General features: G+C 72.4%; 20 protein-coding genes. 7 read left to right on the top strand and 13 right to left on the bottom strand.

From position 1 onward, the window contains the following. Positions 1–18 precede the first annotated feature (18 nt). The 6 genes from AB0B48_RS21675 to AB0B48_RS21650 all read right to left on the bottom strand — a co-directional run bounded on the left by AB0B48_RS21675 (position 19) and on the right by AB0B48_RS21650 (position 3,292). Positions 19–336 carry a hypothetical protein gene (locus AB0B48_RS21675; RefSeq protein WP_357204214.1) on the bottom strand — a complete coding sequence of 106 codons (318 nt, stop codon included), beginning with the start codon at positions 334–336 and terminating at the stop codon, positions 19–21. Positions 337–377: 41 nt separating this feature from the next. After that, positions 378–983: a winged helix-turn-helix domain-containing protein gene (locus AB0B48_RS21670; protein ID WP_355007887.1), complete on the bottom strand. Its 606-nt coding sequence runs from the start codon at positions 981–983 to the stop codon at positions 378–380. Between the two features lie 247 nt (positions 984–1,230). Next, positions 1,231–1,764: a winged helix-turn-helix domain-containing protein gene (locus tag AB0B48_RS21665; protein ID WP_357204212.1), complete on the bottom strand. Its 534-nt coding sequence runs from the start codon at positions 1,762–1,764 to the stop codon at positions 1,231–1,233. Between the two features lie 50 nt (positions 1,765–1,814). Further along, positions 1,815–2,303: a rhodanese-like domain-containing protein gene (locus tag AB0B48_RS21660; protein ID WP_357204210.1), complete on the bottom strand. Its 489-nt coding sequence runs from the start codon at positions 2,301–2,303 to the stop codon at positions 1,815–1,817. Between the two features lie 43 nt (positions 2,304–2,346). Then, entirely contained in the window at positions 2,347–2,802 is a 456-nt protein-coding gene (locus tag AB0B48_RS21655) for a cysteine dioxygenase family protein (protein WP_357204208.1), read from the bottom strand. Between the two features lie 112 nt (positions 2,803–2,914). After that, positions 2,915–3,292: a signal peptidase I gene (locus AB0B48_RS21650; RefSeq protein ID WP_357204206.1), complete on the bottom strand. Its 378-nt coding sequence runs from the start codon at positions 3,290–3,292 to the stop codon at positions 2,915–2,917. Positions 3,293–3,356: 64 nt separating this feature from the next. On the opposite strand from AB0B48_RS21650, the gene AB0B48_RS21645 reads away from it, so the two are divergent. Beyond that, positions 3,357–3,749 (top strand): ankyrin repeat domain-containing protein, encoded by a 393-nt coding sequence (locus AB0B48_RS21645; RefSeq protein WP_357204205.1) that lies wholly within the window; start codon positions 3,357–3,359, stop codon positions 3,747–3,749. 31 nt (positions 3,750–3,780) lie between these two features. After that, complete coding sequence (locus AB0B48_RS21640) at positions 3,781–4,731, top strand: DUF3500 domain-containing protein (RefSeq protein WP_357204203.1); 951 nt, start codon at positions 3,781–3,783, stop codon at positions 4,729–4,731. A 168-nt stretch (positions 4,732–4,899) separates the two neighbouring features. On the opposite strand, the gene AB0B48_RS21635 is transcribed toward AB0B48_RS21640, so the two are convergent. The 7 genes from AB0B48_RS21635 to AB0B48_RS21605 all read right to left on the bottom strand — a co-directional run bounded on the left by AB0B48_RS21635 (position 4,900) and on the right by AB0B48_RS21605 (position 13,848). Then, the gene (locus tag AB0B48_RS21635) at positions 4,900–5,658 is read right to left on the bottom strand and encodes a class I SAM-dependent methyltransferase (RefSeq protein WP_357204201.1); all 759 of its coding nucleotides are present in this window, start codon (positions 5,656–5,658) and stop codon (positions 4,900–4,902) included. 236 nt (positions 5,659–5,894) lie between these two features. Beyond that, the gene (locus tag AB0B48_RS21630) at positions 5,895–6,386 is read right to left on the bottom strand and encodes a DUF2231 domain-containing protein (RefSeq protein ID WP_357204199.1); all 492 of its coding nucleotides are present in this window, start codon (positions 6,384–6,386) and stop codon (positions 5,895–5,897) included. A gap of 230 nt (positions 6,387–6,616) precedes the next feature. Continuing rightward, the gene (locus AB0B48_RS21625) at positions 6,617–7,357 is read right to left on the bottom strand and encodes a GAF and ANTAR domain-containing protein (protein WP_357204197.1); all 741 of its coding nucleotides are present in this window, start codon (positions 7,355–7,357) and stop codon (positions 6,617–6,619) included. Positions 7,358–7,538: 181 nt separating this feature from the next. Continuing rightward, positions 7,539–9,830: an accessory Sec system translocase SecA2 gene (secA2, locus tag AB0B48_RS21620; RefSeq protein WP_357204195.1), complete on the bottom strand. Its 2,292-nt coding sequence runs from the start codon at positions 9,828–9,830 to the stop codon at positions 7,539–7,541. Between the two features lie 76 nt (positions 9,831–9,906). Then, on the bottom strand, positions 9,907–11,715 hold the full coding sequence (locus AB0B48_RS21615) for an ABC transporter ATP-binding protein (RefSeq protein ID WP_357204193.1): 1,809 nt from the start codon (positions 11,713–11,715) through the stop codon (positions 9,907–9,909). Between the two features lie 41 nt (positions 11,716–11,756). Beyond that, the gene (locus AB0B48_RS21610) at positions 11,757–12,845 is read right to left on the bottom strand and encodes a zinc-binding alcohol dehydrogenase (RefSeq protein WP_357204191.1); all 1,089 of its coding nucleotides are present in this window, start codon (positions 12,843–12,845) and stop codon (positions 11,757–11,759) included. Further along, the gene (locus tag AB0B48_RS21605) at positions 12,838–13,848 is read right to left on the bottom strand and encodes a Gfo/Idh/MocA family oxidoreductase (RefSeq protein WP_357204189.1); all 1,011 of its coding nucleotides are present in this window, start codon (positions 13,846–13,848) and stop codon (positions 12,838–12,840) included. Before AB0B48_RS21605 ends, AB0B48_RS21610 begins: the two co-directional genes overlap by 8 nt. 194 nt (positions 13,849–14,042) lie before the next feature. On the opposite strand from AB0B48_RS21605, the gene AB0B48_RS21600 reads away from it, so the two are divergent. From AB0B48_RS21600 to ctaD, 5 genes are all read left to right on the top strand, one after another. Continuing rightward, positions 14,043–15,059, top strand: a complete 1,017-nt coding sequence (locus AB0B48_RS21600; RefSeq protein WP_355007873.1) for a glucosyl-3-phosphoglycerate synthase — start codon at positions 14,043–14,045, stop codon at positions 15,057–15,059. Between the two features lie 23 nt (positions 15,060–15,082). After that, positions 15,083–16,222, top strand: a complete 1,140-nt coding sequence (locus AB0B48_RS21595) for a glycosyltransferase (protein ID WP_357204216.1) — start codon at positions 15,083–15,085, stop codon at positions 16,220–16,222. Between the two features lie 84 nt (positions 16,223–16,306). Beyond that, positions 16,307–16,765 carry a DUF4383 domain-containing protein gene (locus AB0B48_RS21590; protein WP_328654569.1) on the top strand — a complete coding sequence of 153 codons (459 nt, stop codon included), beginning with the start codon at positions 16,307–16,309 and terminating at the stop codon, positions 16,763–16,765. 111 nt (positions 16,766–16,876) lie between these two features. Then, positions 16,877–17,605: an ATP-binding protein gene (locus AB0B48_RS21585; protein ID WP_357204186.1), complete on the top strand. Its 729-nt coding sequence runs from the start codon at positions 16,877–16,879 to the stop codon at positions 17,603–17,605. Positions 17,606–17,730: 125 nt separating this feature from the next. Next, positions 17,731–19,702: cytochrome c oxidase subunit I (ctaD, locus tag AB0B48_RS21580; RefSeq protein ID WP_357204184.1), on the top strand; the 1,972-nt coding region annotated here is incomplete at its 3' end.

Below are 19,702 nucleotides of genomic sequence, written 5' to 3'. Positions count from 1 at the left end.
GACCGAGGTTAGGCTAACCTAACCCCGCTGCCCTGGTCGACCCCGGCCAACCCTTGATCGAAAGGAGTCCGGGTTGGTGCGCCCCAGCTCGAAGCGCAGCGACGCGGGGCGCAGGAAGTCGGTGGCGCGGACGTGCAGCACCGGGTGGCCCTGCGCGCGCAGCGGGTCGACCAGCGCCGCGGCCAGTTCGTCGGCGCCGGCGGCGGGGGCGCCATCCACTGCCACCCGCAGCCGCGCGGGCCCGGCGGCGGCGCTCGCGGCGCGGGTCGCCTCGTCGGCCAGCCGGCCGGTCAGCTCGGTGACGAGCAGGTCGGGCGAGATGGGGCGGATGCGCACCGGACCATCCTGCCCCGCGCCGGGTGCGTGGGTGTCGCCGGTCAGCCGCTGCGGTCGATGGTGACCCGGGCGTCGTCGGCCAGCCGGTAACCCACGCCATAGACGGTGGTGACCAGTGGGACGTCGACGCCGACCTTGCCGCGAAGCCGACGCACGTGCACGTCGACGGTGCGCACGCCGGCGTGCTCGTAGCCCCACACGGCGTTGAGCAGTTGCAGGCGGGTGAACACCCGGCGCGGGTGGGCGACCAGGTGCAGCAGCAGGTCGAACTCCAGCCGGGTCAGCGGCAGCGGCTCCTCGTCGCGCAGCACCGAGCGCGACGAGGCGAGGATGTGCAGGGCGGGAATGGTCGGGCTGATCGGGCGGGCCGGCGACCGGTTGGCGGGCGCCTGGTCGGGGCGGCGTTCGGTCGGGACCGAGCCGATGATCACGCCTTCGCCCCGCTCCAGCATCTCGCGAGCGGCCTCCAACAGCCGGCGTGCCGCCGGGGTCAGCGACTCCTCACAGGCCAGCGGGATGGACAGCGTCACAGTGAGCACGGGCGCGGCGGTGTTCGCCGGGCGACGCTGGCCGCCGGGAGGTCGACCGGGCACCGCGGGTTGGGACGTATGCCATCCGGCACGCGACGAGGCGGGGCTGACCGACATGGTCCTCCTTGGGCTGGTCCGGGTATCTCCCCACGGCCCGGGACGCCGCTTCATCGATGCTTCCCGGCGCCTGGGCGAGGGTCAAGAGGCGGCTACGTTGCATGAATGTGACAATTGACGAACGCATCGGAGCCGGATGCTCGCTCTGCGTACGAGTCCTGATGATTACAGCAGAGTCGTCGACATGCCCCGTTACGGGGGTCCCCGACCGGTTCACCAGGCGGTCACGTCGCCTCCGCACCAGGGCTCAGCTGCTGTGATCCACGCTGATCAGGGCCTCGTCGGCCAGCCGGTAGCCGACGCCGTAGACGGTGGTGACCACCTCCGAGCCGGCCAGCTTGGCGCGCAGCCGACGGACGTGCACGTCCACCGTCCGGGCCACCGCGTGCTCGTAGCCCCAGACGCTGGAGAGCAGTTGCAGTCGGGTGAACACCCGGCGGGGCCGCTCGGCCAGGAACAGCAGCAGCTCGTACTCGATGCGGGTCAGCGCGATGACCCGGTCACCCTGGCGGACCATCCGCGAGCCGGCCAGGATGCGGACGTGGTCCGGTGCGGCAGGGCGCGGGGCCGGTCGCGGCCCCGACGCGGGCTCCTCCACGGCACGCAGTTGACCCTCCCCCGATTCGGCCAGCTCGCCGAGCAGCTGCACGAGCCGGGCCAGGCGAGGGCTCAGCGGCCCGGGGACGAGGTCGAGGGTGATGGTGAGGGTCGGGCTGGTGCGCGGACGGGCCGACGGGCGCACGCCGGGGTGACGGCGCGTGGGGATGGCGACGACGGACATGGTGCCTCCTGAGTGGCGGTACGCGCGCCACGCCGGGTGTGGCGTGACGGTCAGCGGCGCGCCCACCCGGCGTTGACCGGGGACGCGAGGGGTGAAGGGTGGTGCAGTGGGGTCGGGCCGAGGGCCGGTAGGCCGGCGATGCGCCAGGCCGCGAACCCACCGACCACATCGGTGGCCCGGTGCAGGCCGACGTCCTGCAACGCGGCGGCGGCCAGCGATGAGGTGTAGCCCTCCTGACAGAGGATCACCACCGGCACGTCGTAGTCGACGGCCTGCGGCAGCCGGGCCGCGCAGCGTGGGTCGAAGCGCCACTCCAGCACGTTGCGTTCGACGATGAGAGAGCCCGGCACCACGCCGTGCGCGGCCCGCTGTGCCGCCGGGCGGATGTCGACGAGCAGCGCTCCGCTCCGGTACGCGAGGTGCGCCCGCTCCGGGTCCAGCCGGCGCAGCCGGGCCCGCGCGGCGGCCAGGATCTCGTCGATGCCCCGGGAGCCCGGTGGCGGCACGGGGGCGGGACAGTGCTCGGCGGTTGTCTGCATTATCGGATTCCTTCCGGTGACAGGGGGTTCTCGGGGCGCGCGACTACCAGGACCGACCGGCCTCGGCGACCTCGGCGACCCGCAGCCGCCCGTCGAGGAGGTGATAGCGGGTCATCCGCAGCAGCGCCGGCCGGTAGACGTGCACGCTGACCGCCGGATCGACGCCCCGGTTGGTCACCTGGTGCACGTGCCGGGGGCCGAAGCGGCGGCCCGCACCGGCCGGCAACAGTCGGGGGCGCAGTCGGCCGGCGCTGACCGTCTCCTCGGTGAGCACGCCGCTGACCACCCGGAACGCTCCGGAGGAGCCGCCGTGGTCGTGCAGGTCGGTGCCCTGCCCGGGCAGCCAGCTCAGCGCCCACACCTCGTGTTCGTCGCCGACGGCGAGGCGGGCGTACCAGCGCTCGGCTGGATCGAAGCGCAGCGCGACCGGCCAGCCGGCCGGGTCGGCCCACCCGGCGGCAACGGTGAGCAGGTCGGGCTCCGGACGGTGGTGCGTCATGGCGGTTCCTCGCGGGTCGTTCGGCGGGGTGCCCTCGTACTCTAGATGGCAAAGCCTATAGGTTTAGTAGGTAATTCCGTCTGATGGGACGCAGGTCATCCGCTCGGGTGAATCAGCGCAGCACCGGCGGGTCCGTGCGGTAGCCCGGCAACGAGGGCCAGCGCACTGTCAACACCACCGACGCGCGCTCGGCGAACCAGGAATGGTCCACCCCACGCGCCCACACCACGTAGTCGCCCGGAGCGGCCAGCCGTACTGTCCGGTCCGGCAACTCCACCCGGAAACACCCCTCGACGAGTACGAGCAGAGTGGTGCGCACCTCGCCGGTCGCCCACCGCGCCCGGGCCTGCCCGGGCGGATGCACGCCCCACTTCACCTCGACGTCGGTGCTGTGCCGGATCTCCCCCGGCGGCGCGAAGTGCCCGAGCAACCAACCAGCGTTGGTGGCCCCGTCGACGCCCGCGTTGCCCACGTACACCGTCTCACCCATCGGACCCCTCACCCTGCACACCGGCCGAGCAACCTATCAGGACCGAAGTGACTAACCTGGAACGGTGACCGAGAACCTCGACGCCGAGACGCTGGCGTTCGCGCACCGGATGTTCGACCTGGCCCGTGCCGGCGCCACCGACGACCTGGCGGCGCAGATCGACGCCGGCCTGCCGGTCAACCTCACCAACGACAAGGGCGACACGCTGCTCATCCTGGCCGCGTACCACTCCCACCCGGACACGGTGGCCGCCCTGCTCAGCCGCGGCGCCGACCACACCCGAGCCAACGACCGAGGTCAGACCGCGTTGGCAGCGGCGGTCTTCCGCAGCAGCGCCGAAGCGGTCCGCGCACTCCTCGCCGCCGGCGCGGATCCGGCACACGGCAACCCGTCGGCCATCGAGACGGCGCGCTTCTTCGACCTGCCGGAGATGACAGAGCTGCTGCGCGTCGGCTGACACCGGCACGGCCGGCCGGTATACAGGGTCGGTGGAAGATCCCCTGCCGGAGCAGATGCGGGCGTCCGCGACCGCGCTGCTGACCGCGCTCGACCCCGCCGCCCGAGAGAGCGCCGCGCACTCGTTCGACGACGAGGCCGCCCGACGCTGGCTGGAATACCGGCCCCGACCCCGACCGGGCGTCTGCCTCGCCGAACTCGACGTCACCGCCCGCAAGGCCGCGCACCGGTTGCTGGCCACCGCGCTCAGCCCCTCGGCGTACGCACAGGCGATGGCGATCATCTCGCTGGAGGAGGTGCTGGACCGGGCCGAGGGCTGGCAGCGCGGGCGGCACAGCGCCGACTACTGGGTGGCCGTGTTCGGTGACCCCGCGCGCGACGACCGTTGGGCGTGGCGACTCGAAGGGCACCACCTGTCGGTGAACATGACAGTGGTGGACGGTCAGGTCTCCCCCGCGCCGATCTTCTTCGGCGCCAACCCGGCCGCGGTCCGCTACGCCGGCCGGCCGGTCTCCCGCCCACTCGGTGTCGAAGAGGACCTGGCCCGCGCCCTGCTCGACGCGCTGGGCCCCGCCGAGCGGGCCGCCGCGATCATCGCCGACGAGGCGCCGGCGGACATCATCAGCGCCACCCGTGGGCGGGTCGACGCGCCGCTGGAGCCCCTCGGCGTACCGGCGCAGCGGCTGGGACCGACCGGCCGCGCCCTGCTCGACCAGGTGGTCGCCCTCTACCTCGACCGGTTGCCGCCCGAGCTGGCCATCCGGGAAGCGAACCGACTGGACTCCGGCCCGTTGCACTTCGCCTGGGCCGGCCCGACCCACCCCGGGCGGCGGCACTACTACCGGGTGCAGGGCGACGACCTGCTGATCGAGTACGACAACACCACAGCGGACGGCAACCACGCGCACACCGTGCTGCGCCGCCCCGCCAGCGACTTCGGCGCCGACGTCCTGGCAACCCACCACCAAACCCACCCCCACTAACCCCACCCCACCCGCCCCCGCCCCGCCCTCGCCTCGCCGATCTTGCAGTTTCGGTGGTCGGATTGCCCTTCTGGACGGCTTTTGCCGGGACAGAAAGTGCAAGATCGACGCGTATCGGGGGCTCGTGCGGGGGCGGGGTCTGGCGGGGGCGGGGCGGGGACGGGTGGTTCAGGGGTGGGTGGCTTCGATGAGGAAGCGTTGGGCGTGGGCGACGAAAGGGCCCTCTTCGGCGATGCGGTGGTGGAGGTCGCGCAGAGGTGCGCGGTAGCCGTCGACGGTGAACCCGGGCACGGTCCAGATCACCTTGCGCAGGAACCAGACCACCGCGCCGATGTCGGCGAACGTCGCCCGCAGCGTGGCCCGCCGCAGGTCGACAACTCGCAGGCCAGCGGCCTCGGCGGCGGCGACCGCGTGTTCGGGGTGCCGCTGGGTCGGCGGTGGCAACGGCCCGAGGATCGCCTCACTCAGCTCCCGCATGGTGCCGGCGCCGATCTGCTGGGACAGGAACGTCCCGCCGGGTCGCAGCACCCGCGCCGTCTGAACCCAGTCGGTACGCACCGGATGCCGGCTGACCACCAGGTCGAACGAGGCGTCGCGAAACGGCAGCGGCCCGTCCGGGGCGACCGCGACCACCGACGCGCCGACCCGACGCAGGGTCCGGCGGGCGACCTCCACGTTCGGCGGCCACGCCTCGGTCGCCGTCAGCAATTGTGGGGGACGCGGCACTTCGGCGAGCACCTCCCCGCCGCCGGTGTCCACGTCCAGCGCCGCGTCGGCCCGCGCCATCCGGTCGGCGACCAGCCGGGCGTACCCCCAGGGTGGACGCTCCTCGGTGGCCCGGCCGGCCAGCCAGTCGAAGCCCCAACCATCGACGGGCGCGGCGGCTGCCTCTGCGATCAAGTCCTCGGCGTCACGCTCAGCGGTCATGGCGGTCAGCCTCGCGGCCGGTCACCCGGCCGGCAACCCAATTGCGCCGCCCGGCCGAGGTGCCCGTGAGCCTCTGCTCCTCACGCGCGGTCTGGAGGATCCGAGCGCCTTCGGGGCCCATGTCGTGCGGCTCGGCCAGGTCTGCCCGGGGAAAGCACACGAGCTGGCGAAGCGCGGTGTGAGCGGTGCCATGCGGGGCCCAGGTGGCAGGCGCGAGATCTTCGGGAGCGAAGGTGTCAGCGGATCGTGGGCCGACCAGCCGTACGGATGCCGGCGAGCGCGTCCAGACCGCCGGTCTCGGTACGTCCGCTGTCGAACTGACGCATCAGCCGTGCGCCCAGGTGCACGCCGACCGCGCCGACGGCCAACGCGACCAGCTCGGTGGCCAGGATCGGGACCGACGCGCCGTGCTGCGGGGATTGTGACCGGACCAGGCAGGTGAGCAGGAACATGGCTGCCATCAGCGCGTTCACCAGGTTGAAGGCGACAGCGGTGCGGCGGGTACGGTCGCCCGGCACGTCCCACAGGTCGATCATGCCGGCCACGGCGGTCAGGGCGGCGGCGACGAGCGCGGCGACGCCCGTCCAGTAGCCGACCTCGCCGAGGAACGCGGGCCCGCCGACGACGTCGGTGAGGTCGAAGACGGTGGCGCTGACGAAGAGCCCGAGCGGGAACGTCACGAGCATTGGTTGGATCGGATGCCCCTGCACCCGCAGCCGGCTCTGCATCGGTCCTCCCCCGGGTCGGCGCAGCTCACCTGACCAGAGTGCTACCCGAGGGCGGTCGCGACGAAACGATGCCGCCCGACTCGCCGGCAGCAGAAAGAACGGGCACCGGAGCCGCCGCCGGACCAGCTCTGATCGACTCGGCTTCCCGGAAGTCGGGGCGTCCGCGCGACTGCGACACCCGCGGGTTCAAGGACTCACGGGCGGCGCCACGGTGGAGATGCCGGCCGGGGTCAGTTGTCGCGTTGGCGGGAGACCGTCCGGACCAGGCGCTCGGCCACCTCGCGCAGCGGGATGTCCAGCGACGAGGCGGCGGTCCGCAGCACGTCGAGGGCCTCGGCCGGAGGGCACCCGCGCTGCGTCATGATGACGCCGACGGCCTGGCCCACCACCCCGTCGTGCAGGAGTGAGGCGTCCCGTTCACCGGCAAGGGTGAGCTGTCGGTTGCGGTCACGGACGGCGGCGAGCAGCAGACCGGCGTGTTCGGCGAGCAGCATGGCGGTCAACTGGTGTTGCGGGGTCAGCAGGTCCGGCGCGGCGGCGTACAGGTTGATCGCCCCGATGACCTGGTCGTCGATGTCGACCGGCGCGGAGATCACCCCGCGTACGCCGAGGTCGCGGGCGTGCGCCGTCCAGGCCGGCCAGCGGGGCTCACCGGTCAGGTCAGCGGCGAGGATCATCTCGCGGAGATGGATCGCGCTCATCGCCGGAGTGTCCGGCCCGTGTCGCAGGTCGTCCAGCCCGGCCAGCCCGTCGTCGGAGGCGGCCACCCCGGCCGGCTCGCCGGCCCGCAGGGCGGTGAACCCGCACCAGCGCACCCCGGCGAGGGCGTCCCGCGTGACGCGGACCAGGGCCAGCAGCGCCTCATCAAAGTCGGTCAGGGCGATCAGCCCGGCAGTCAGCTCCCGCAACAGTGCGGCTGCTTCCAGCACACCAAGGGTGTGCACCACCGGTTCCCGCGTGTCGAGGTTCACCGGTTCGCAGCCTCCGTGCCGTCTCGCGCCTGACCGGTACGCTTCGTCGCCTGTGTCATCGTCTGCTCTCTCCCGGCTCGACCGACCAGCCCTACTACCCTGGGAAACCTGGGTCGAAACGGCGTAAATCGGGGCCCCGGTCGCGCGCGGAAGCGCGGTCGGGGCCCCGACGGTCGAAACGTCAGCGCGAGCCGCCGCCGAGCCGCCGCCCGATCGACGCGATCAGACGGTCGAGCTCGGACCCGAACGGGTTGTCGTGCACGAGGTATGTCCAGGTCGCGGTGGGCCGGACCAGGGTGCCGTCGTCGGGCTGCCAGTCCTCATCGAATTCGGTCTCGGTGAAGGTGGCGATGGTGCGGGCCTCGATCTCCGGGATCAGGTCGTTGAACGCCGGCACCGCGGCCCGGTGGAACTCGTCCAGCGGGTCGAGCCGGCCGAGCGCGCGCAGGTGCACGCCCTCGCGGACCTCGGACAGCTCGGCCAGGTGCTCGGCCCAGAGCCGGTCCAGGTGGAAGAGCGCGATCGACCGGGCGGCACGGGCGAGCAGGTCCTCGTCCATCTCGCCGGCCTTCTCGGGCTCCTTCTCCAGCAGCATCACCGCGGCCACGTCGCTGGTCAGCAGTCGCTCCCGGCGCGCGGCAAGGGCCTTGCGCTGCTGCTCGATGACCACGCTGTAGCGCCAGGTGTTGCGGTGGATCTCGTGGTTGACGCCCTCGGCGACCCGCTGGGCGTGCTCCACCGCGTAGTCGACCTGCTCGTCGGTCACCAGACCGTCGGCGTTCATCCGCGGCGACGCCGGCACCGAGTCGGCGGCGTGCCGGACGACGAGGTCGTCCTCCAGGCTGACGAAGAAGACCGAGCCGCCCGGGTCGCCCTGCCGGCCGGCCCGACCACGCAACTGGTCGTCCACCCGGCGGCTGTCGTGCCGGCCGCTGCCGATCACGTAGAGCCCGCCCAGCTCGGCGACCCGCTCCTGGTCGGTCTGGTCGCTGCCGCCGAGGCGGATGTCGACGCCACGGCCGGCCATCTGGGTGGAGACGGTGACCGCGCCGTACGCGCCGGCCTCGGCGATGATCGTGGCCTCTTCGTCGTCGTTCTTGGCGTTCAGCACGACGCACGGCACCCCGGCGGCGTTCAGCCCGGCGGCGAGCCCCTCGGACTCCTTGACGTCCAGGGTGCCGATCAGCACCGGCCGCCCCTTGGCGTGCGCGCGCTGGATCTCGTCGACGAGCGCCTCGTCCTTCTCCGCCCGGGTGGCGTAGATGCGGTCCGGCTCGTCCTCGCGGATGCACGGGGTGTTCGGCGGGATCACCGCGACCTCGAGGTTGAAGAACTCCCGCAGTTGGTCGCCGACGAGCACCGCGGTGGCGGTCATCCCGCACACCTTCGGGTAGAGCGCGATGTACGCCTGCATGGCGATGGTGCCGAGCACCTCGCCCTCGGCGGTGGCGTCCAGCCCCTCCTTGGCCTCGACAGCGGCCTGGAGACCGTCCGGCCAGCGGCGGCGCTGGGCCACCCGGCCGCGCATCTCGTCGACCAGCTCGACGGAGCCGTCCCGGACGATGTAGTCCACGTCACGGTGCAGCAGGGCGTGCGCGTGCAGCGCCACGTTGACAGCGGAGAGCTGCTCGACGTGCTCCTCGTCGTACAGGTCGATGCCGAGCTTGGCCTCCATGGCGGCCAGGCCGGCGGAGGTGAACGCCACGCTGCGCCCGTCCTCGGCGACCGTGTAGTGCTTGCCCTTGCGCAGGCCACGAACGAGCGCGGCGGCGGCGTGCACCGGGTCCTGCTCGCCCGGCACCGCGCCGGCCAGGACCATCGGCACCCGGGCCTCGTCGATCATGATCGAGTCGGCTTCGTCGACGATGGCGGTGGTCAGCGCGGGCTGCACCCGGTCTTCGACGTCGGTGACCAGCTGGTCGCGCAGGTAGTCGAAGCCCGCCTCGCTGACCGAGACGTAGGTGACGTCGCAGGCGTACGCGTCGCGCCGCTCCTGCGGGGTGGAGGCTTCGTTGACCCAGCCGACGGTGAGGCCGAGCAGGGTGTAGACCGGCTCCATCCACTGGGCGTCGCGGCGGGCCAGATAGTCGTTGATGGTCAGCACGTGCACCGGGCCGTTACCGAGCCGGACGTGCCCGTACGCGGCGATCGTCGCGGTCAGTGTCTTGCCCTCACCGGTGGCCATCTCGGCGACCTTGCCGGAGAGCAGCGACATCGCGCCGAGCAGCTGCACGTCGTACGGCCGCTGGTCGAGGCCGCGGCGGGCGGCCTCACGGCCGACGGCGCAGATCTCCTCGTAACCGGCGGCGGCACCCGCGGCCGCGGTCAGCTCGGCATCGTCGAGCGCGGTGAGCTCAGCCTCGCGCGCCTCGATCGCCGGGAGCAGTTTCTCCAGCGGAGCAAGATCCACGGTCGAGCCGGGGCGCTGGAGGAACCGCCGGAACTTGCTCTTGAACCGTTGCGACACACCCATGAGCGGCAACGGTACGCGATTCTGGCCGGCGTGCGCGGCCCGGTCGCCCGGCAAGTTCGCCGCGACCGGGCGTCGGTCACCCGACCAGCAGTTGGTGACTGGCGAGTTCCCGGTACAGCGGGTCGGTGGCGGTCAGTTCGGCGTGGGTACCCACTGCCACCACCCGGCCGCCGTCGAGGACGACGATCTGGTCGGCGTCGACCACGGTGGCGAGCCGGTGCGCCACGATCAACAGGGTCCGGCGGACGGCCACGGCGTCGATGGCGCGGCGCAGCGCGACCTCGTTGCGGGAGTCGAGGTTGCTGGTCGGCTCGTCGAGCAGCAGCACCGGCGGGCCGGCGAGCAGCGCGCGGGCGATGGCCAGCCGCTGCCGCTCACCTCCGGAGAGCAGCACTCCGCCCTCGCCCACCTGCACGTCGAGGCCGAGGGGGGTGCGCTGCGTCAGGTGGCCCAGGTTGACCTCGTCCAGGACGTCGCGCAACCGGTCGTCGCTGGCGTCCGGTGTGGTGATCAGAAGGTTCTCCCGCAGCGTGCCGGCCAGCACCGGAGCCTCCTGCTCGACGTAGCCGAGTCGGGCCCGCAGCGCGTCGCGGGGCAGGTCCCGTACGTCGGTGCCGTCGAGGCGGACCGCGCCGGCGCTCACCTCGTAGAAGCGCTCGACCAGGGCCAGCAGTGTGGACTTGCCGGCGCCGGACGGACCGACCAGGGCGGTCCGGGTGCTGGCGGCGACCGCGAAGCTGACCTCGTGCAGCACCGGCTCGCCGCCCGGGTAGCCGAAGCTGACCCGGTCGAACTCGATCATCGGGGTCGGGCGGCGCGGGGTCGCCGTCGCGCTGCCGGGCGCCGGCCGGTCGTCCGCGCCCTCCGCGGGGACGGCCAGGATCTCCTCGATCCGCTGGAGAGCGCCGAGGCCGGACTGCAACTGGGTGTACGCCCGCAGCACCTGCCCCAACGGCAGCGCCAGCAGGAACAGGTACATGACGAACGCGACCAGGTCACCGACCGAGATCGCCCCGGCCGCGACCCGCGCCCCGCCGATGCCGAGCACCAGCAGGAACGCGCCCTGCACGGTGACCGAGCCGATCGGGCCGACCAACGCCTGCACCCGGGCCACCCGCAGCCCCGCCGCGTACGCCTCGCGCGCGCTGCCGGTGACGGTCTGCGTCTCCCGGGTCTCGGCGCGGCTGGCCCGGATCGTCCGGGCCGCCGAGATGGCCCGCTCCACCGCCGAGGTCATCTCGCCGATCCGCTCCTGGGCGACCCGGGCGAGCGCCCGGACCCGGCGGGCGAAGGTGGCGGCGAAGATCAGCCCCAGCGCCACCCCGAGCAGGGTGACGCCGAACAGCAGCGGGTCGAGCAGCACCATGGCCGTGCCGGCGCCGACCACCGTCACCGCCCCGGTGACCGTCTCGAACAGCCCGGAGGTGACGACGGCGCGCAGCAGTGTGGTGTCCGAGCCGACCCGGGAGAGCAGGTCGCCCGTGCGGCGGCGGTCGTACTCGGCGATGGGCAGCCGCAGCAGGTGGCCGGCGAGCCGCCGCCGGGTGCCCAGCACCACTCCTTCGGCGGTGCGATGCAGCAGGTAGTCGCGCAGCCCACCGATCGCCGCGCCGAAAATCACGAGGGCCACCAGCACCGCCACCAGCCGGGACACGCCCTGCTCGGCGCCGATCCGCTCGAGCACCGACCGGGTGAGCAGCGGCTGCGCCAGCGACGCCGCCGAGCCGATCAGCGACAGCGCGCCCACCACGACCAGGGTGCCGCGGTGCTCCCGCAGGTACGGCAGCAACGCGGCCAGGCCGACCGGCCGGCCCGCGGGGCTGCCGCCGGCCGGCCGGTCGGTCGAGGTGTCGCCGGGAACCGGCCGTTCCTGCACGGTGCTCATGTCGCGAACGGTAGCCGCCCTCGGCACGCGGCGACGGCGGCTCAGGTGGCGAGCACCACCTGAAGCTCCTGGCGACGACGCTCGGCCAGGTCGGTGAGGAGGGCGGGCGCCTCGTCGAACGGCACCACCGCCGAGACGAGATGCTTACGGATCGCGTCGCCGTACGTCCGGAGCAGGTCGACGGTCTCGGCGGAGAGCCGTTCGCGGTCCCAGGTGGGCGCGAGCCCGCGAGGCACCCGGCCGATCTGGGCGCAGCGCAGCGACAGCCCGTTGTGGTGGAACTCCTCACCGAGGCGGACCGCGTCCGCGCCGCCCTGGTAGAAGGCGAGGTCGATGACGGTGCCCTGGGGCCGCAGCAGCCGCAGGGCGAGGTGCAGCGCCCACGCCTGCCCCCGGCACTGGAACACCACATCGGCACCCCGGTCGCCGGCGGTGTGCGCCCAACGGGTCTTGAGCACCACCGCCGGGTCGTCCGCGTCGGGGTCGAGGGTTTCCAGACCGAGCGCCTCGGCGACCTGGCGGCGGTGCGGGGTGGGGTCGAGCACCACCACCGACGCGGCGCCGTTGCGTCGGGCGAACAACGCCGTCAGCAGCGCCACGACACCGGCGCCGACGACGGCGACCCGTCGGCCGCGTACCCCGTCGCCGAGCGTGCGGACGTCGGTGCCGTGCAGGTCGGCGGCGGCGTGCAGCAGACCGTTGGCGCAGATCGGGCCCATGTGCGCGACGTAGACGCCGAGCAGAGGGTCCAGGTCGTCGGGCAGCGCCACGAACCGTTCGGCGACCGGGTCGGCCAGCCAGCCGGTGCGGTGCCCGTACGTCATCGCGCCGACCGTGCCCACCGCGACGGCCGGGGTCTCGCTCTCCACCACCCGGCCGACCTGCATGTAGCCGAGTCGGGTCACCGGGTAGGGCGTGCTGGCCGCGCCCGGCTGGAACAGGCCCAGGTCGGGGTTCCAGGTGACGTTCAGGTAGGGGTTCGTGCCCTTGACGTAGCTCAGCTCGGTGCCGGCGGAGACACCGCTGAACAGCGTCTCGACCCGGAACGTGCCGGGGCGCAGCGGGGCGGCGTCCTGCTCGACCAGGTCGACCCGGCCGGGGCCGGTGACCACCACGACCTTGTCACGCATCGACTGCCACCCCGGTGGCGAGCACTGCCGGCGCGGTCGCGGTGGCGAGCCGCACCGTGGTGCCGGTACGGGCCGAGTCGGCCACCGCGAGGGCCAGGCGCTGGGTGGCGAGGGCCTCGGCGTACGGGACGCGCACGTCGTCGCCGATGCCGCGCACGGCGTCGACGAACGCGCGGTCCACCGCCACCCGGGCGGCTTCCGGGTCGGCGGGGACGTGTCGTTCGCCGTCGGCGTCGCGGATCGACAGCCCTTCCTCGGTGATCGCGAGGGCCAGTCCGTCGGCGAGGATCTCCAGGCCGGCGCGGTGCTTCCAGCCGAGGACGCAGGCGGCGCTGAGCGTGCCGACCGCGCCGTCGGCGAAGCGCAGCGCGGCGGTGGTCACCGAGTCGATGTCGGCGCCGTCGACCGGCGGTGGGGTGCCGTTGCCGTACGCGGTGACCTCGGTGACCTCGCCGGCCAGCACGCGGATCAGGTCGAGCACGTGGGCGGCCTGCTCGACCACCGGCCCGCCGGAGCGGTCCCGCCGCGACCACCACGCCACCGGGGGCACCTTGTCCAGCCAGGCGCCGCTGACCATTCGCACCGGACGGTCGGCGAGCAGGTCGCGGGCCTGGTCGAGCACGCTCAGGTAGCGCCAGTGGTGGCCGACGGCGGTGCGCAGCCCTCGCCGCGCGACCAGGTCGGCGATCCGCTCGGCGGTGCTCAGGTCGACCGCGACGGGCTTCTCCACGAACATCGGCACCCCGGCCTCGATCACCGCCTCCTCGGCGGGGCCGTGCGCGAACGGTGGCACGCAGACGTACACGGCGTCCAGATCGGCGGCCAGCAGCGCGGCGACGTCGGCGAAGGCCCGCCCGCCGTGCTGGGCGGCCAGCGCGGACGCCGCCTCCGGCGCCACGTCGGTGACCCCAACCAGCTCGACGTCGTCGAACTCGGCCAGCACCCGCGCATGACGCTGTGCCACGCCGCCGGCACCAACCAGCCCCACCCGACAGTTCCGCATCCCCACACCCCTTCGAAGACTTTTCATCTGCGATGGGAGCAGTCCCCTGAGCTGTGCGCAATCAAACGTTCATCGCCCGGGAACGAATTGTCGTCACCTCTGTGATCAAGCTGTTGCCGAGAATGCGGTTAGCGGGTGATGAGGAATGGGAACAACCAAATTCGGTTTTTCCACGCACGAACGGAGGGGTGCCCGTGCGGGATATGACATCGACTGTGTCGCCTGTGGTCGAGGCGTGGGCTACGTACCGGACGACGGCGGCGGCCGACTGGCCGACCCGTCGGCTGATGCGCGCCAAGGGTGAGACCCGGGTCAGCGTGGTGCTGCCGGCGCGCAACGAGGAGGCCACCGTCGGCGCGATCGTGTCGACGATCCGGGAGCACCTGATGGATCGGGTCGCACTGGTCGACGAGCTGATCGTGGTGGATTCCCGCTCGACGGACCGGACCGCGCAGGTGGCCCGTGCCGCCGGCGCGGAGGTGGTCAGCCAGGACGCGATGACCCGGGGGTTGCCCCGGCTGACCGGCAAGGGCGACGCACTCTGGGCAGGGCTGGCCGCCGCAGAGGGAGACGTGGTGGCGTTCATCGACGCCGACCTGCGGGAGTTCCGGCCGCACTTCGTGAGCGGGCTGCTCGGGCCGCTGTTGACCGACCCGTCTGTCGACTTCGTGAAGGGCTTCTACCACCGCCCTCTGGTGGGCACCGCCAGCGTGGAGCAGGACGGCGGGGGCCGGGTGACCGAGTTGATGGCCCGACCGCTGCTGAATCTCTTCTGGCCCGAGCTGGCCGGCTTCGTGCAGCCGCTTGCCGGCGAGTACGCGGGCCGCCGGGACGTGCTGGCCCAGGTGCCGTTCGTCTCCGGGTACGGGGTGGAGACGGCCATGATGATCGACCTGCTCGACCTGGTCGGCCTGGACGCGCTCGCGCAGGTCGACCTCGGTGAGCGCAAGCACCGCCACCAGGACACCGCCGCCCTGGGCCGGATGTCCGCGCAGATCATGCTGACGGCCTGGACCCGGCTGCAACGGCGCGGCTGGGCGACCCCCGGGTTCGCGCCGGAGTCGTTGCTGACCCAGTTCCGTCGCGGTGGTTCCGACACCCTGCCGAACCTGGACCGCGAGATCGTGGTCAGCGACGTGTCCATCGAGGAACGCCCGCCGTTGGCCGAACTGCGCCACCGGGTGCCCCGCCGCCGGGTGGCCGCCGCGTGAGCGCCAGGAGCCTCACCGTGCTGATGAACGCCGGCCCGTGGCTGTCGGTGCCGCCGCCCGGTTACGGCGGCATCGAGAACGTCATCGCCACGCTGGTGCCCGAGCTGCGGCGACTGGGCGTACGGGTGGTGCTCGCCTCGGTGGGCAGCAGCACCCTGCCGGTGGACGAGCAGGTCTCGGTCTTCGCCGACGGGCAGTTCGCCGCATTGCAGCGGCCGTACAACCAGGTCTGCGGAATCGCCCAGGCGCACCTGGCCGGGGTGGTCCGGGAGCTGCACTCCCGCGACGACATCGACCTGGTGCACGATCACGTCGAGGCGGTCGGGCTGGCCACCCTCGCCGCGATGGGGCCGTCCGGGCCGCCGACCCTGCACACCCTGCACTGGGACCTGGCCAAGCACCCGGCGCTCTACGGCAGCCTGGACGGCGGCGACCGGGTCCGGGTCAACGGCGTCTCCGCGTCGCAGCTGGCCCGCGCCCCGCTGGCGCTGCGGGAGCACTCGGTGGGGCACGTGCACCTGTCCACGCCGCTCGCCGTCGACGCCGACCGGCGACCCCGACCGGACAAGGGCGAGCACCTGCTCATCCTCGGCCGGATCAACCCGGGCAAGGGGCAGGACGTGGGTGCCCGCCTCGCGCACCGGGTCGGTATTCCGCTGGTGCTGGCCGGCCCCGTCGGCCCGTACCACCGGCCAGCCGACCTGGCCGCTGCCGGCGACGAGGCCCGGCAGAACCCGGACGTGCGGTTCTTCCTCGACGAGGTGGCACCGCACGTCGACGGCGACCTGGTCCGCTGGGTCGGCACCGTGGCCGGCCAGGAGCGCGACGATCTGCTCGCCAGCGCCCGCGCGTCGCTGTTCCCGCTGCGGTGGGAGGAGCCGGGCGGCACTGCTGTCGTCGAGTCGCTCGCCCTGGGTACGCCGGTGGTGGCCACCTCCCGGGGTTGCCTGCCGGAGCTGATCGAGCATGGCCGTACCGGGCTGCTCACCGCCGACGAGGAGGAGTTGGGTGACCTCGTCCTCGCCGCCGAGCTGCTCGACCCCGACGAGTGCCGGCGGGTGGCCGCGCAGCGCTTCACGCCTGCGGTGATGGCACAGCGTTACGTCGAGCTGTACGAGCGGGTCCGGCAGTCGGCGAGCGCCCCGAGGTTGCTGCCGGCCTGACCGGTGGCGGTGCCAACCGGTTTGCCGGTCGCACGGGCGGGTAGCCGGCAGCGCTCATGCCCGCCGCGCGACGAGGAGCCGGGAATGGTCGGACCGATGGCGCACTCCCGGGCCCGACCCAACCCGGCCGACGGCAAACCGCCGGTCCGTCGCGCGGCGGCGACGGTGGGCGTGCTGTTCCTGCTGGTCGGCGTGCTCGGCTTCGTGCCGGGGATCACCACCGGCATGGACGCGCTGCGCTTCGCCGGCCACGACTCGGGCGCGTACCTGTTCGGCGTCTTCCAGGTGTCGGTGCTGCACAACCTGGTGCATCTGGCGTACGGGGTGGTGGGTCTGCTGCTGGCCCGGACGGTCACCGGCGCTCGGGCGTTCCTGATCGGCGGCGGCGCGGTCTATCTGGTGCTCTGGCTCTACGGGCTGGCGGTGGACCACGACACCGGGGCGAACGTGCTGCCGGTCAACGACGCCGACGGCTGGCTGCATCTGGGGCTCGGCGTCGGCATGATCGCCCTGGGCGTCCTGACCGGCCGGCCTCGTCGCTGACCTGGGGTCGCGGCGACGTGACCTGCCTCGCCCCGCCGTCGGTCCGGTTTGATCGGGAGCGGCCTCGGGTAGTTGGCAGATCCCGACCCAGAGCAGCGAATTGAGGCGCCGATGTCGAGCGGGATCACCTGCGAGGTGCGTACCACCGCACCGGTGGCGGTCGTCCGGCTCACCGGCCCCCTGCACCTGGGCACGATGCGCTCGGTGCACCAGGCGCTCAGCGACGCGTTGGTCGACCAGCCGGAGGCGCTGGTGGTCGACATGGCCGGGGTGCGCGTGGAGGACCGGTTGGCGCTGTCGGTGTTCGCCGCGACAGCCCGCCGGGCCGAGGAGTGGCCGGCGGTGCCGGTGCTGCTCTGCTCCCCGTCGCCGATCGCCGCCCGATGGCTGGCCGAGTCGACCACGTGCCGGGTGCTTCCGGTCTCCGCGGACTGCGCCGAGGCGACCCGGTTGGCCGGCACGACGTCTCCGTTGCGGATGCGGGCCCGGCTGGAGCCGGTGGCCGGGGCCTGCCGGCGGGCCCGGGAGCTGGTCACCGAGGCGTGCGCGCGGTGGAACCTGCCCGACGCGTCCGGCCCGGCCGCGTTGGTGCTCAGCGAGCTGGTCGGCAACGTGGTGCGCCACGCCGGCACGCCGATGCAGGTGACGGTGACCCTGCGCCGGCCGTATCTGCACCTGGCCGTGGTGGACGGCAGCAGCGCCGAGGCCCGTGCGGGTGGGACGGACCTGCACGCCGAGGGTGGGCGAGGGTTGATGCTGGTCCGGGAGCTGACCCAGCGGTGGGGCAGCGTGCCGGCCGGTCAGGGCAAGGCCGTCTGGGCGATGCTGCCGGCAACCTGAGCGTTCGAGGCGCTTGCGGCCGGTACCAGCGTTCTGACTGAATTTACCGCTCTGGCCTGGTTACATGGTGCGAGGGTCGGGTAGGCACGCCCGTCCTTTCTGCCGTCACGACGGGGTGAGCAGCCATGCCCAAGCGGGTAACCACGGAACCCGGTCGAGATCGGGGCCCGGCGATCCTGGCACCGGCCCGCTTCGGGGGCTTCCCCGGACCGGTACGCGCACCGGTTCCCGGCAGCTCGTTGATCAAGTTCCTGGCCACTACCGACCACAAGCAGATCGGCCTGCTGTATCTGCTGACCTCCTTCGGCTTCTTCCTGTTGGCCGGCCTGGAGGCGATGGTGATGCGGGCCGAACTGGCCCGCCCGGGGATGCAGATCCTGTCCCCGGAGCAGTACAACCAGCTCTTCACCTCGCACGGCGCGGTGATGCTGCTGCTCTTCGCCACGCCCGCGGCGTTCGGGTTCGCCAACTACATCGTGCCGATCCAGATCGGCGCGCCGGACGTGTCGTTCCCCCGCCTCAACGCGCTCGCCTACTGGCTTTACCTCTTCGGCGGGCTGATGGTGGTCGGCGGCTTCCTCACCCCGCAGGGGTCGGCGGACTTCGGCTGGACCGCGTACACCCCACTGAGCAGTGTCGAGAACAGCCCCGGAGTGGGCGCGAACATGTGGGTGCTCGGCCTGGTCGTCTCCGGGCTCGGCACCATCCTCGGCGCGGTCAACCTGATCACGACGATCCTGACCCTGCGCGCCCCCGGCATGACCATGTTCCGAATGCCGATCTTCACCTGGAACATGCTGTTCACCAGCGTGCTGGTGATCCTCGTCTTCCCGCTGCTGGCCGCCGCGCTGCTGGCGCTCTCGGCCGACCGATTGCTCAACGCGCACGTGTACGACGCGGCCACCGGCGGCCCCATGCTCTGGCAGCACCTGTTCTGGTTCTTCGGCCACCCCGAGGTCTACATCATCGCGTTGCCGTTCTTCGGCATCATCACCGAGATCATCCCGGTCTTCTCCCGCAAGCCGCTCTTCGGCTACACCGGGATCGTGCTGGCCACCATCGCCATCACCGTGCTGTCGATGACGGTCTGGGCGCACCACATGTTCGCCACCGGCCAGGTGCTGCTGCCGTTCTTCAGTATCCTGAGCTACCTGATCGCGGTGCCCACCGGTGTGAAGTTCTTCAACTGGATCGGCACCATGTGGAAGGGTCAGCTCACCTTCGAGACGCCGATGCTGTTCGCCATCGGCTTCCTGGTCACCTTCCTGCTCGGTGGCCTCACCGGCGTCCTGCTGGCCAGCCCGCCGGTCGACTGGCACACCCACGACAGCTACTTCGTGGTGGCGCACTTCCACTACGTGGTGTTCGGCACCGTGGTCTTCGCCCTGTTCGGCGGCTACTACTTCTGGTGGCCGAAGATGACCGGGCGGCTGCTCGACGAGCGGCTCGGCAAGGCGCACTTCTGGACCATGTTCATCGGCTTCCACGGCACCTTCCTCGTGCACCACTGGCTGGGCAACGAGGGCATGCCACGCCGGTACGCCGACTACCTGCCCACCGACGGCTTCACCACTCTGAACACCGTCTCCACGATCTTCTCGTTCATCCTCGGCCTGTCCACCCTGTTCTTCATCTACAACGCCTGGAAGTCCTGGCGGTACGGGGCGATGGTGACGGTGGACGACCCCTGGGGCTTCGGCAACTCCCTCGAATGGGCCACCAGCTGCCCGCCGCCCCTGCGTAACTTCGACCGGATGCCCCGGATCCGCTCCGAACGTCCGGCGTTCGACCTGAAGTACGGCCCCCTCGTCGCCGATCTGGGCCGCGACCTGCCGCAGCGCACCACCAAGCCGCCACAGCACCTCGCCGAGGAGTTCCGGATGGAGCACCACGCCCCGGAGTCGCCGGCCGCCGAGGGCGCGCACGGCGCGCGCGACGCTGTCGACTACCAGCCCGCGCCGCGCTCCGGGGCCCGGCCGGTGGACGTGCCGGAGCCCGAGGGCGTCCGCCGGCCGAGCTTCGAGCAGTCCGACCCGCCCCAGGACGCCGAGGACGCGCCGAAGCCGCACGAGCGCTGGCGCCACCCGCACAGCGACG

Source organism: Micromonospora sp. NPDC049089 (assembly GCF_040648775.1).
In the GTDB taxonomy this organism is placed as follows: Bacteria; Actinomycetota; Actinomycetes; order Mycobacteriales; family Micromonosporaceae; genus Micromonospora.
This window is presented reverse-complemented; position numbering and strand designations above follow the sequence as displayed.